Genomic DNA, 13,226 nt, shown 5'->3' with positions numbered 1-13,226 from the left:
GCCGCTAGGGCCTCCGTGTCGGGTAAGCCCCGGGGCATCCACCCGGCCGTATTTATGGGCAGTGGCACTCCGGCAGCAGCAGGTACAGGTTCTGCTGGAGTCAGAGGTGTGAAGTCAGGTAAACGTAGTACCCTGACCAAAGCGGGTACATCTGCAGGCGCAGCGCATAAGGTCCGTGCAGGCCAAGCGAGCAACACGGGCAGTGTTGTTGGCAGAGCAGGCAAAGCTGGCTCTGCGCGTGCGAGCAAAGCGGCAAGAGCCAGCCGCACCGGCAAAGGCAAAGCCGGCCTGCGCCAGGCCACTGCTGGGCGCAGGCCGGCATCCGCGCGGGGCCGGCGTGCCGCTGCTCGCGCCAAGCAGCGCACGGCGATGCGCCGTGCGCCCTTGCCAGCACCGCAAGCCAGCACGCCACCGGCGATGCCTGCCAGCGGTGCTGGCCCCGCCCCGCGCCAGGCGACACACCCGAAGGGTGGCGCCCCCGCGGGGCGGGGAGGCGCTGCCGGCGCGAAGGGCTTGCCGCCTCCGCCCGCGGAGCACGCAGTGCAGGCGGAGGCCGTGCCCGGCGGCTACGCCGAGGGCTACCGCGACGGCGTATTCGCCGGCGGGGAGGCGCTGGTGGCGCAGCACATCCCGCCGGATCACATTCTGCCAGCCGTGGCGGCGGCAGATCTGATCGCGGCGGGATTCCGCCAATACGCGCCCAGCCTGGCCCGGCTGTCCAGCCCTCATGAGATGGCTGGACACATTACAGCGGCGCTGGATGCGCAGCGCCCCTTGTCTGTCGTTCGCCTCGGAGATGGCGAACTGCTCACCCTGGCAGCCGATACGGTGCTGCCAGGCCAGGAAGTGCAGGAGCTGGCACCGTTTCTGCCCTATGCAGGGGTGCCATGCTCAACCCCAGACATCCGCGCGATGCTTGCGGAAGCCATACAGGCCGCCGACTGGGTTGGCGTGCCGATCTCGCGGGCGCCGACCTTCCAGGGGCTGTTATTCCCGGTATTGCGCCACTTCGGGATCGACTGGTCCCGGCTGAAATTGACCAGTTCGACGATCAATTACAGTCTGCATCAGTCCGGCCTGGTGTTGCCCTTGCTGCAAGGACGGCGGGTTCTGCTCATAGGCAGCCAGGCACCAGAGCTTGCGGCACTGCTGCATAACCGGGGGATTCATGTCACAGGCATCATTGGTTCTGTGGCAGGAGTCATGGATATTCCGAGGGTGATGCAGCAAACTGCAGAACATGCTTTTGATATCGCGTTGGTGGCGGCGGGAATTCCGGCGGTCATTCTGTGTCGGCGAATTGCAGGTGAACTCGGCAAGGTCGCTTTGGATTTTGGACATTTGGCTGACAAACTGGTAACAGGAGAGCTTCAACTCTAGTGGACCGTCCAGAGGCTGGTGATATGCGTGTTAGCCTCACGGACAAGTGGAAATGGAGGGAGCAACATGAGAGCACCCGATCAACAGCGCGGGGAAGGACGTCATGGTCGTAACAACAAGGTTAATGCTCGAAACGTCGTCCGTCGAAAGGGTCATAGTCATCTGAACATCATTCCAAATATCAGCACTCACAGTGACAAGAGCCGCAGTGAAAACAACCGGAATGGCAGCATAAGCAGCGAAAAAAAAGCGGACCACCGTGCCACACAGCACAATGTCTCGCGATCTGCCATGGCAGTCCTGCATGCAGCAGGTCGTCGCTCAATACGGAAATCCAGACATAAAGGCAAGAGCAGGCGCACAGCCAAAGGCGCCAGGCTCTACAAACAGGGGTATACCAGAGGATACAACGAAGGTGTCCGCCAGGGACAGAGCTCGTTTGGTCTTGTTTTTGAAGGAGTTAGCATCATTATCCCCACGTACAATCAGCGAGACTATGTACTGAAATGTGTGTCCAGTATTGAAAAGCATACCCCTGCCCCCTTCGAGATCATTGTCGTGGATAATGCCTCCAAGGATGGAACTGCCGAGGCCATGCGCCGCAAAGGCGGCATGGTGAGGGTGGCTGCCCTGGATCAGAACCGGGGGTTTGCAGGAGGTGTCAATCATGGACTGATGATGGCGAGAGGAAGACATATCATCGTGCTGAACAACGATACGCTTGTTACTCCGGGCTGGCTGGATAACATGATGACTTGTCTTGCCAGTGATCCGAAGATTGGTGTGGTGGGTCCGGTGACCAACTATATTGGCGGGGATCAGCAGATTGAGGTTCCGTACCGTGAGGTAGAAGAGATGTGGTCTTTTGCCGCCACACATAATCGTCCGGATGCAGACAAACATCGAATAACCGATCGACTGGTCGGATTCTGCTGGCTGTTCTCACGGGAGCTGCTGGAACGGGTAGGTTATCTGGACGAAGGGTACGCGGTGGGCAATTTCGAAGATGATGACTGGATCATCCGGGTGAAGCTGGCAGGATACCAGCTTGCGGTAGCCGGGGATGCTTTTATCCACCACTTCGGAAGTGTCAGTATGAAAGCCTTGGGTGAGCAGGACTTTGCTGTAGTGAATAAGGATAACGAGCAGTTTTATAGCCAAAAGTGGGGAGATCCCCATGCGCTGGTTGCCGAAACCTCTCGCTTGGCTAGACAACAAACCTCTGGTACCCCATCCGGTCAACAAGAGGATGGTGACACAAACCCAATGGATCCGCGTCAGCGAATCTCAACGCAGGGCAGCCAAGATCCAGCATTACAGTTCAGACACAGTTATGACTTCTACCCGGAAGGTTCGTTTCTGTCCGATGCCAAAGGAGATGTCTATACTCTAACTGGCGGTCGGCGGCGTAAGCTGAACATCCCTGTACCTCGTGGAATATCTCCTGTTCAGATTGCCAAACCGGATCTGCTCGCCATTCCTGCCGGAGAAGCACTGATATCAGCGGGGGACGTGCAAGGATGGCCGAGGGAATCACAACAGGTGCATACGACAGCGGTTCATGGTTCTCACAATGGATGGGCAGAAGGAAGTATTGTTGCCGCAGTGGATGCACCCGAGATTCGATATCAGATCAGCGGAGACAAGCGGAGACGATTTGTTTCGGTCTATGCGGCAGAACGTTGGGGTGTACATTCTGGGCATATTATCAGCGTGTCTGCGGCCCAACTGAATGCGATGGAAGAAGGCTGGCCCATTATCGCCCCACCTCTGCTCTTGAACCCCGATCTGTAATGTCAGGCGATCTAGTTATGCGAATCAGCAGCATGATGCGGAATGAAAGATGCAGCGGTATCCTGTGGAATCGCTTTGAATTCATTCCGCATCCAAACATTACATATGAGTTGGTAGCTATATAAGTTGAACTAAAGATTATTTACACTGACACTACGATGACAGAATAACCTTCCAATCGCTGTTATCCCCAGATTTTTTCGATTCCCCTTTCTCAAGGGAAAATCCGGGGATAAAGGCGAACGCTTCGCTTTTTCAGGTTTTTTCTGTCCTCTCCGTTATCGTGTAAATGATTAGTTTAACTTAAATAGACCACTTAAAGTAAAGAGATTGAAAGATCATCGATTTCCTTTTACACTATGACCAACACAATGATCACCAAGCGTAACTTGGGGTCATCAGATAGGGACAGGGAGGAAACACGGTGAAAAATTCTGTAGTCAACCAAGCCGAACAGATTGCCAGTGATTTTTTGCTGGAAAAAGTAACATGCTCACATCATATCATCGGTAAAGGTTTTGTTAATCAGGTCTGCCTGGTGGAGACGGCAAGTCATAAAGTGGTTGTACGCATGAACGATCCAGATACATATTCTACCTTTGTGAAAGAAAAATGGTGCATCGAACAAGCGGCGAGTGCCGGTATTCCTGGGCCACAGACATTGTCCTTGGGGCTTACCGCTGAACATGCATATATGATTCAAACGTATATCGAAGGGGATAACGGATTAGACACGACCGTGCCTGCTTCCGTAATCTGGAGGAAACTTGGAGAGTACACAAAACAGTTTCAATCCATCCCGGTGGCTGGTTTCGGAAGGGAAATGCCCGATCACGTACAAAACGAATTTTACTCTCCCCCTCATGCAGGATCAGATGGCAGTTGGCAAGGATATGTGCAATACAATATCAATAGTCTCACGGAGCAAGATTCATTGATTGAGCTTGGTGTCATTACGATGAAGGAATCACAGCTCGTAAGGCAATGGTTCGAACAATTGAAATTGCAAAAGTTCCGCTTTGGTTTATGCCATGGTGATCTCTCCTTGAAGAATATCATCGTAAGTTCAACGGGTGAGGTTACCCTTCTGGACTGGGGGAATGCGGAGGTCACCGTCGTGCCGTATGGCGATATCATTCAACTCATGCAATGCCAGCTACGGGGTGAGGGTCCTGACAAGGTAGAATTGAAAGCGTTTTTAGAAGGCTATGGGACAAGTACACAAGAGCAAGAGCGCGAACTGAATCTAGCGAGCCGTGTATTGTTATTGAAAGCTTTTGATACCCTGAGGTGGGCCATAGATCGAAGTCCGGATCAGATCGAGTTCTACACTGATTTAGCCAAACAAGCTTTTAACAAGGTTAGGAGGGGCCAATAACGATTCATTCCTGTAAAATAAGCCATCTTTCAAATTTATAATTTAATCTTTCTATTTGGTTATAGGTTTATTCTATTAGCAGATCCATTGACGCAGGAAGGGCACAGGAGTACATTTAGAGCCATAATTCTTATTTAACAGATGGGAATTGAAGGTCTAGGGCGTTCATATTCAATGGCCCAGATCTTGATCTTAAAACCAATCAGGAGGTATGTCGATGTCATCATCAACCAAAAAAGTCGTGCTGTGGAGCAAAACAGGCTGTCATTTCTGCGGGGAAGTGAAAGCATTTCTGACAGAGCGAAACCAGCCTTTTGAGAAGATTGAAGTGCAGGGTCATGACGTGCTGAGAGATGTGCTTGAAGCAAAATATGGCATTCGGCATGTACCCGTCATTGAAGTGGGAGGGGACGGCAAGTTTGAAGCCTTGCTGGAACCTGATCTGGAGAAGCTGGCTGAACTTCTGGCACGAGCGGACGAAGCGGCCGCAGTCTAACGGGAGTCGATATATACCTTTGGAGCAAGCTGTTCCGGCTGCTGCATGATGCAAGATCGCATTTGTGCAGCAGCCGGAACGTTCATAAGTTATAGCTCACTTGGGATGTAAATGGTCTTATTTAAAACTTCAATGTTCATATAGAAAAAATCTATTAGTCACGCTGTTGACCCTTTTACGGGGCAGTGATAAGCTTTGTGAAATTAAAACAAACCAAACTCATAGGAATAGTTAACTTTTAAGTTATTTTGCATACGTAATCAGTTCAGTTGGTCCTTGATCATTCTTTTGAAGATTCTAATCCAAGGAAGGCGGAGTGCATATGACAGCGAAACGCAGTTTGAAATTTGGAGCCATTATTCATGGGGTTGGAGGAAGCAACACCACATGGAGACACCCGGAGGTTCTGTCGGATGCCAGCGTTAACTTTGGATTCTACAAACGTCAGGCACTGAAAGCGGAGGAAGGCAAGTTTGATCTGGTCTTTATCGCAGACGGTCTGTATATTACCGAGAAATCCATTCCCCATTTCCTGAATCGCTTCGAACCAATCAGTATCCTCTCCGCTTTGGCTGCCGTTACTTCACGTATTGGACTGGTAGGCACCCTCTCGACATCCTATAGTGATCCGTTCACCGTAGCGAGACAGTTCGGTTCCCTCGATCAGATCAGTGATGGCCGTGCAGGCTGGAACGTCGTGACTTCTCCGCTGGAAGGTACAGCGAAGAACTATAGCAAGAGCAGTCACCCTACGCATCCGGAACGTTATCGCATTGCCGCGGAATATTTACAGGTAACCAAAGGGTTGTGGGACTCTTGGGAAGATGATGCCTTTGTAAGAGACAAAGAGAGCGGTGTATTCTTCGATCCATCCAAGCTGCACACGCTTAATCATGAAGGAGAATTTTTCTCCGTACAAGGTCCGCTCAATATTGCCCGTTCACGGCAAGGACAGCCGGTGATTTTCCAGGCAGGTTCATCGGAGGATGGCAAAACGCTGGCGGCACAAGAAGCGGATGCTGTATTTACCGGACACGATACGATTGAAGATGCACAGGCATTCTATAAGGATGTGAAAACACGGGCGGCTTCCTATGGACGTTCTGCACAGGATATTGTTATTCTGCCAGGCATCAATCCCATTGTTGGACGGACGGAAGAGGAAGCGGAACAGAAATATCAGGAGATTGCAAGCCTGGTTACCATTGATAAAGCGCTGGATTATTTGGGACGTTTCTTCGAACACCATGATTTCTCCCAATATCCGCTGGATGAACCGTTCCCGGAGCTGAATGGCATTGGAAGCAACAGTTTCCGCAGTGGAACTGACAAGATCAAGAAGGATGCCAAGGAGCAGGGATTGACCTTGCGTGAAGTGGCTCTGCGGGCAGCAACACCGCGCAGCAAATTCCTGGGCACACCGGAGCAGGTTGCTGACAAGATTCAGGAATGGTTCGAGACGGAAGCAGCGGATGGTTTCATTATTGCTTCGGAGCTGCCAAGTGGGTTGTCTGATTTCGTGGAACTGGTTGTGCCGATTCTGCAAGAACGCGGCCTGTATCGTACGGACTATGAACACGATACTTTACGGGGGAACCTTGGGGTACAGATTCCGGTTAACCGTTATACGGCTGCGAAGAAGCAAGTTGTATCTGATTTGGCATAACGGATAGGGAGCGAACGAGCATCTGATGTTGTCTGGCTGTTTTCTCCAACCGGTAATGAAATCAATTACTACGTTTTGTACTGCTTTAAAACCTACTTAACTCATAGGATATATGGAGTATTGGTATAGACATCAATTTAATGACACCTGTATACACAGAGGGGGAAGCGATATGAACAGGTCTATCTCATGGATGAAATATATGGCATTGGCAGCAGTATTGGTGATGGTATTATCCGGTTGCGGAACGGCGGGAGGAAGCACGAACGGTGCGGCACAGGCATCAGGCGGGGATCAGGCCGGGCAAGCCGAAGGAGGCAACCTGACTTTTGCACTTGCAACTTCACCGGATACGCTGGACCCTCATCGCAGTGGGCTTGCTGTAACGGTGCGTGCCATCCGGACGATCTACGACAATCTGGTCGTGCAGCTGCCTGATGGTTCCATCAAACCTTGGCTTGCCACGGAATGGAGCGTATCTGAGGACGGCAAGAGTTATACGTTCAAGCTGCGTGAAGGTGTGAAGTTCCATGATGGTACACCGTTTAATGCGGAAGCGGTGAAATACAATCTGGACCGGGTGATCGACCCAGCCACCAAAGCTGCCAATTCTCTGGCCCTGATTAGACCCTATAGCTCCTCCGAAGTCATTGATGAATATACCATCAAGGTAAATCTGGAATCACCATCGCAAGCCTTTCTCGGCAACTTGAGCCAGGCGCTGCTGGGGATCGTATCCCCTACGGCTGCCCAAAAATATGGCGACCAGCTGGGGAAAAATCCGGTGGGCACAGGCCCGTATACCTTTGTGAAATGGGATGAAAATGCGGATATCGTCGTTGCCAAAAACAAGGATTACAACTGGGGACCTGAGACGGTTGAAAATAAAGCCGCGCCCCATGTGGATACGATCACATTCAAAATTGTACCGGAAGAAGCGACGCGCATCGGAAGTGTTCAGAGTAGTCAGGTACTCGCTGCCGAGACGGTTCCCCCGCAAAATGTTGCTGCATTGAAAAACGATCCGAACCAGCAACTGTTGCAGGCCAACACAGTTGGGTTACCATACACACTCTTTTTCAATCTGCGCAAAGCGCCTTGGGATGATGTGAAAATAAGGCAGGCGGTACAATCCGCCGTAGATGTGGAATCGATTGTCAAAACATTGTATCTGGGCAACTACGAACGTGCGTGGTCCGCACTGTCTCCTGGAATCCTGGGTTATAATGCATCGCTGGAAGGAAGCATCAACCCGGACATCAACAAAGCCAATCAGTTGCTGGACGAACAAGGCTGGGTGAAAGGTGCTGATGGTATTCGTGCCAAAGACGGGCAGAAGCTGACCCTGCGTTATGTCGATGGTTCGCCCAATCGGGAGAAACGCAATGACATTGCTGCCATTATCCAGCAACAGTTGAAACAGGTTGGCATTGCCGTTGAAGTCGAGATTACAAAAGACATTGCAACAGTCATCTATCAGAACTGGGATTATGATCTCTATGGCAACAGTCAGGTCAATTCCGATCCGAATGCCTTGTACGCTTTTTATCATACGAGCGCAGAGGGCGAGCGTCCGACATTGTCCGGTTTGTCTGATCCGAAGATCGATGAACTGTTAGAGCAGGGAGCGGTCGAGACGGATCCCGATAAACGTGTGGAGATCTATAATCAGATCCAACAATATCTGATTGAGCAAGCGGTAATCTTGCCAATCTATGTGTTCCCGTATACCGTCGCAGCATCCAAAAAGGTCGAAGGCATCAAGTTCGATTCGCTGGGGTATCCACTCTTTAACGACGTCCGCATTCAGCCTTAACATGAACGGCCAATCCAGATTCAGGAAGGAGATATCCCGGTATGGTTCAAACGATACTGTCACGACTCGCAACATCGCTCCTGGTTATATTCGGAGCTTCGGTGCTGGTGTACTGCATCATGTATCTTCTGCCGGGTGATCCGGTTCTGCTCATGCTGGACCCGTCCTCGGCTACCCCGGAGATGATCGAGAATCTGCGGGCCCAGCTTGGACTGGATCAGCCGTTTTACATCCAGTTTGCGAACTATTTTGGTGATATGCTGCGTGGAGATTTCGGTAAATCGATGATCAATTCGGATCCGGTTTTGCCAAAAATACTGGAACATTTTCCAGCGACACTGGCTTTGACCGCACTCAGCTCAATCATTGCCATCACGATTGGAATTACACTTGGTGTATTGTCTGCGATTCATCGTAATGGCGTGATTGATTTTGTCGCCCGGCTCGTTGGACTGTTTGGCATTTCCATGCCAACCTTCTGGACGGGGATACTGCTCATCCTGTTATTCTCCGTACAGCTTGGCTGGTTCCCGGCCATGGGGTCCGACGGATTCAGCTCACTGGTTCTTCCGGCGGCTACGCTGGGTCTCGTGGGTGCAGGATTTATCGTTCGGATGGTGCGGAACAGCATGCTGGAAGTGATCAATGAACCGTTTATCGTGGCATTACGAGCCAAAGGACTTTCGGAGCGTGCCATCATGTATGGTCATGCACTGCGTAATGCGCTTATACCTGCTGTAACGGTAATCGGCATGCTGATTGGCGATCTGCTTGCGGGCACTGTTGTGGTGGAAACTGTCTTCTCCAGACAAGGAATCGGCCGAATTATTGCGGATGCGCTAATGGCCAAGAATCTGCCAGTGGTGCAAGGTGTCGTCTTCTTTACATCCATTATCTATGTGGTCTTGAATTTGCTAGTGGATATCTCGTATTCGTACATTGATCCCCGGGTTCGGCGTGCAGTCCGCACATGATCATGGATAGAACAGTCAGATGTGTCCTGACGCGGAGTTATGAAAGGAGGAGTTGTTGCTCATGAGCATGAAACCTTTGGCTGGTGACAAAAAAGTATGGGCGGGCAGTGTAGGACGTATCCGTCTGTGGAATCGCCGCCCTTTGCGCTATCGCGTCTCATTCGCGGTATCCCGATTATTCTTTTATGCAGCATTGCTGGTAGTGGTGTTTACCGTGGCATGTGCGATTGTACCGGGCTGGATTGCGCCCTATGATCCAACTCAGATGATGACGGATGCCATACTGCAGGCTCCTTCTGCTGCGCATCTGTTCGGGACGGACTATTTTGGCAGGGATATCTTCAGTGTGGTTGTACATGGAAGCAGGGATTCATTACTCATTGGATTTGCTTCCGTTCTTGTGGGCGGTATTGTCGGTAGTGCTTTGGGTATTATCTCGGGTTATGCCGGAGGAATTGTTGATAACATCACGATGCGGGCTGTCGATATTCTGATGGCTGTACCCGGCGTGCTCCTAGCATTGTCTGTTGCAGCTGCTCTCGGGCCAGGGCTGATGAACATTGCACTGGCTGTTGCGGTTTCCTCCATTCCGGGCTACGCACGGGTGATGCGTGGGCAGGTCATATCAGTTAAAGGTCTTCCTTTCATTACAGCGACACGTTCACTGGGCGGTTCCAATACACGTATTTTCTGGAAACATGTATTGCCACATTCGTTGTCACCACTGCTGGTCATGGCTACGCTGGGCGTAGGGACATCAATTCTTACGGGTTCCGGACTCAGTTTTCTGGGACTTGGGGTGTTGAAGGAAATCCCGGATTGGGGCGCATTGCTCTCGCAAGGTAGAGGTTATCTGACGGTTGCCTGGTGGATCTGTACGTTCCCGGGGCTGGCGATCACTTTGTTTGTACTGGCGGTTAATCTGATTGGAGACGACATTCGCGATCGGCTGGACCCCAAAGTAAAAGGAGCGGCTTGACCGCTATTCCAAAATATAAGAATTTATAAGTTTCACCTTATCCATTTTTATATTTCACTGCGAAACGGTAGCTGTGCCACCAGAGGACGGCGACAGCCGTTTACGCTTGAGGAGGAGATATTCATGTCACATGTTGTCATTATTGCCGGATCACCTTCCAAGCGTTCGCGTTTGACAGGTCTGACGGATTACAGCAGCCAAAAATTAACGGAGGCAGGCATTACCGTTGAAGTCATTCATGTTGTGGATCTGCCCGCTGAGGATCTGGTGCAAGCCCGGTTTGACAGCTCATTCATTCGTGATGCACTTGCTGTCGTGGAAGCCGCGGATGCAGTTATTGTGGCTACGCCGGTATATAAGGCATCGTACTCGGGAGTGCTCAAGCTGTTCCTGGATCTGATTCCGCAAGAAGGGTTACAGGGTAAGTTGATACTCCCACTCGTCATCGGTGGCTCCATTGCTCATCTGCTCGCCATTGATTATGCATTGAAGCCTGTACTGGCAGCCCTTGGTGGAAGACATATTCTGGGTGGCGTGTATGCTGTGGATCAGGGAATCGAACGATTGGATGATGAGAAATTTGTGCTCTCTGCGGATATTACTACACGTCTGGATCGCTCGCTGGATGAATTGATATTGAAACTGGAAAAGGATGGGATTACGATATCGTAAAACCAAGTAAATATATTGGATAAATCAATATAAGATCAAACGTCTGCGGACGTGGATACGGAGGCGCTCATGAATATCGAGAATATTGAAGCATTTGTATATATCAATCATTATGGAAGCTTCAATAAGGCTGCCGAAGTACTCTTCTTGTCCCAACCTTCGGTCACAGCTCGCATTCAGTCACTGGAAAGGGAGCTGGGCTGCAAGTTGTTTGATCGGCTTGGCAAGCAAATTGTGCTGACAGAGGAAGGTCGGAAATTCCTGCCGTATGCGCAGCAAGTGCTGCAAGTGATTCAGAAGGGCAAGCAGAAGATTCAGCAACGCCGAACAACACCGGATGCTCTTCGGCTCGGTAGTACAGTATCGGTATCCAACTATGTCATTCCCGATTTTCTACCCAAGATCAAGAAAGCTTACCCCGAAATTAATATTAAATTGACGACAGCAACGACGGATCAGCTGATTGCCAAACTGCTTGGTCAGGAGATCGATCTTGCTTTTGTGCGCAAGGTCATGCATCCTGCGATCCGTACAGTTGCCTTTTATGAAGATCCGATCCAGCTCTATGTGTATAAAGGGCATCCATTCATTGAGAGCGGGCATGTCAGCATGGAAGCCATCCGGAATGAGCAACTGGTCTTTTTCGAATGTGGTTCACTGGACTGGCTTCGCATTCACCGGGCTTTCGACTCGCTGGAACATCCGCCGAATATTACATACCATGTCGATAATTCGGAGACTGCGAAGAAACTGGTTATGCAAGGGGCAGGCATTGCCTTTCTCCCGGGACTCACGGTGAAGAAGGAAGTGCAGAATCAGGAGTTGTTCCCCATTCAGGTACATGAGGTAGCAGGTGTATCGTTGCAGATCAGCGTTGTCACGTTAAAAGAAGAATATTCGCCATTGGCAGAGCCCTTCGGGGAACTGCTGCGGCAGTTATAGATTGCTTGTAAGATTCAAGAACAGTGGTTCAGCACAATCAAGGAGGAGAAGGATATGAGTATTCGTGTTGGCATTTTGGATCAGACTCCCATCTATGAAGGGGAAACGGCGGTGGATGCTTTTCGGCATACGATTGAGCTGGCACAGCGGGCAGAACAGCTTGGATTCCATCGATTCTGGGTGTCGGAGCACCATGATTCAGGGCATGTTGCAGGTTCCTCCCCGGAGGTACTCATCTCCCACTTGCTTGCGCATACAAAGCGGATTCGGCTGGGGTCTGGCGGAGTAATGCTCCAGCATTACAGTCCATACAAAGTCGCCGAGAATTTCAATATCCTCGCCGCGCTCGGACCAGGAAGAGTTGACTTGGGAATTGGCCGTGCACCAGGCGGGTTACCACGTTCGACACAGGCGTTGCAGGAAGGTATTCAGGAAGCCGCATCTCTTCAAGAGAAAATTGTTCAGGTGAAACGATACATCCACAATGAGCCGCTTGAAGATCAATCGCATCCACTTGCAGGACTCAGCGCTTCGCCTGTGTCCGACATTCCAGCGGAGCTGTACGTACTTGGAGCAAGTGTTGATAGCGCAGGCATGGCTGCGGAACTGGGACTTCCTTATGTCTTTTCACTGTTCATTAACAGTAATATAGAGGTAGCGCTTCAAGCGATCCGCGTATATCGTGAACAATTCGATCGTTCTCAGGGACGAGAGCCTTATGCTGCACTAGCCATATCGTTAATCGTGGCCGAAAGTGAGGAAGAAGCGGAAGGACTTGCGAGCGAGCATATGCTGGTGAAGATTCATCTGGAGAGTGGGAAGGTGCTGACCGTTGGTTCTGTGGAACAGGCGGAAGAATTCGGACGTCAATCGAACGAAACCTATCGGATCGAGATTCTGGAGCCAAGTGTGACCCGGGGTACGAAGGAAAGTGTAGGTCAGGCGCTGCTGAAGTTCCAGCAGGAGTTTGCTGTGGAAGAGTTCATTGTGACTACAGCTACACGGGACTTTACCAAGCGAATTCGTTCATTCGAATTGTTGCGTGAAATTTTGGCAGAGCAGGGACTCAGTGAATTTGCACTGGAATCCAAGGAAGAAGCAGCAATCGGATAGAAGTAGGCAGTGAATA

The 13,226-nt window shown here is 50.8% G+C and carries 11 protein-coding genes; all 11 read left to right on the top strand.

Annotation, left to right across the window (positions count from 1 at the left end; genetic code table 11):
- Positions 1–540 precede the first annotated feature (540 nt).
- Complete coding sequence (locus MKY92_RS24160; protein ID WP_036673573.1) at positions 541–1,380, top strand: GT-D fold domain-containing glycosyltransferase; 840 nt, start codon at positions 541–543, stop codon at positions 1,378–1,380.
- 66 nt (positions 1,381–1,446) lie between these two features.
- The gene (locus MKY92_RS24155) at positions 1,447–3,174 is read left to right on the top strand and encodes a glycosyltransferase family 2 protein (protein ID WP_339297918.1); all 1,728 of its coding nucleotides are present in this window, start codon (positions 1,447–1,449) and stop codon (positions 3,172–3,174) included.
- Between the two features lie 424 nt (positions 3,175–3,598).
- Positions 3,599–4,552: an aminoglycoside phosphotransferase family protein gene (locus MKY92_RS24150; RefSeq protein WP_339297917.1), complete on the top strand. Its 954-nt coding sequence runs from the start codon at positions 3,599–3,601 to the stop codon at positions 4,550–4,552.
- Positions 4,553–4,769: 217 nt separating this feature from the next.
- The gene (locus MKY92_RS24145) at positions 4,770–5,048 is read left to right on the top strand and encodes a glutaredoxin family protein (RefSeq protein WP_339297916.1); all 279 of its coding nucleotides are present in this window, start codon (positions 4,770–4,772) and stop codon (positions 5,046–5,048) included.
- A 322-nt stretch (positions 5,049–5,370) separates the two neighbouring features.
- A complete protein-coding gene (locus MKY92_RS24140; RefSeq protein WP_339297915.1) occupies positions 5,371–6,714 on the top strand; it encodes an LLM class flavin-dependent oxidoreductase in 1,344 nt (447 codons plus the stop codon).
- Between the two features lie 172 nt (positions 6,715–6,886).
- A complete protein-coding gene (locus MKY92_RS24135; RefSeq protein WP_339297914.1) occupies positions 6,887–8,530 on the top strand; it encodes an ABC transporter substrate-binding protein in 1,644 nt (547 codons plus the stop codon).
- Between the two features lie 41 nt (positions 8,531–8,571).
- Positions 8,572–9,504 carry an ABC transporter permease gene (locus tag MKY92_RS24130; protein ID WP_339297913.1) on the top strand — a complete coding sequence of 311 codons (933 nt, stop codon included), beginning with the start codon at positions 8,572–8,574 and terminating at the stop codon, positions 9,502–9,504.
- 61 nt (positions 9,505–9,565) lie between these two features.
- Positions 9,566–10,483: an ABC transporter permease gene (locus MKY92_RS24125; protein WP_339297912.1), complete on the top strand. Its 918-nt coding sequence runs from the start codon at positions 9,566–9,568 to the stop codon at positions 10,481–10,483.
- Between the two features lie 123 nt (positions 10,484–10,606).
- Positions 10,607–11,155, top strand: coding sequence for an NADPH-dependent FMN reductase (gene ssuE, locus MKY92_RS24120; protein WP_339297911.1), 549 nt, complete (start codon positions 10,607–10,609; stop codon positions 11,153–11,155).
- 69 nt (positions 11,156–11,224) lie between these two features.
- On the top strand, positions 11,225–12,097 hold the full coding sequence (locus tag MKY92_RS24115) for a LysR family transcriptional regulator (RefSeq protein ID WP_339297910.1): 873 nt from the start codon (positions 11,225–11,227) through the stop codon (positions 12,095–12,097).
- Positions 12,098–12,151: 54 nt separating this feature from the next.
- A complete protein-coding gene (locus MKY92_RS24110) occupies positions 12,152–13,210 on the top strand; it encodes an LLM class flavin-dependent oxidoreductase (RefSeq protein ID WP_076319775.1) in 1,059 nt (352 codons plus the stop codon).
- Positions 13,211–13,226: the final 16 nt, after the last annotated feature.

Source organism: Paenibacillus sp. FSL R5-0623, assembly GCF_037974265.1.
In the GTDB taxonomy this organism is placed as follows: Bacteria; Bacillota; Bacilli; order Paenibacillales; family Paenibacillaceae; genus Paenibacillus.
The sequence above is the reverse complement of the archived record's forward strand: the minus strand, read 5'-3'. Positions and strand labels throughout refer to the sequence as shown.

Bases quoted from the DNA above. Each gene is read 5' to 3' on its own strand.
- MKY92_RS24155 (WP_339297918.1), top strand. From the start codon at position 1,447: ATGAGAGCACCCGATCAACAGCGCGGGGAAGGACGTCATGGTCGTAAC.
- MKY92_RS24145 (WP_339297916.1), top strand. From the start codon at position 4,770: ATGTCATCATCAACCAAAAAAGTCGTGCTGTGGAGCAAAACAGGCTGT.
- MKY92_RS24140 (WP_339297915.1), top strand. From the start codon at position 5,371: ATGACAGCGAAACGCAGTTTGAAATTTGGAGCCATTATTCATGGGGTT.
- MKY92_RS24135 (WP_339297914.1), top strand. From the start codon at position 6,887: ATGAACAGGTCTATCTCATGGATGAAATATATGGCATTGGCAGCAGTA.
- MKY92_RS24130 (WP_339297913.1), top strand. From the start codon at position 8,572: ATGGTTCAAACGATACTGTCACGACTCGCAACATCGCTCCTGGTTATA.
- MKY92_RS24125 (WP_339297912.1), top strand. From the start codon at position 9,566: ATGAGCATGAAACCTTTGGCTGGTGACAAAAAAGTATGGGCGGGCAGT.
- ssuE (WP_339297911.1), top strand. From the start codon at position 10,607: ATGTCACATGTTGTCATTATTGCCGGATCACCTTCCAAGCGTTCGCGT.
- MKY92_RS24115 (WP_339297910.1), top strand. From the start codon at position 11,225: ATGAATATCGAGAATATTGAAGCATTTGTATATATCAATCATTATGGA.
- MKY92_RS24110 (WP_076319775.1), top strand. From the start codon at position 12,152: ATGAGTATTCGTGTTGGCATTTTGGATCAGACTCCCATCTATGAAGGG.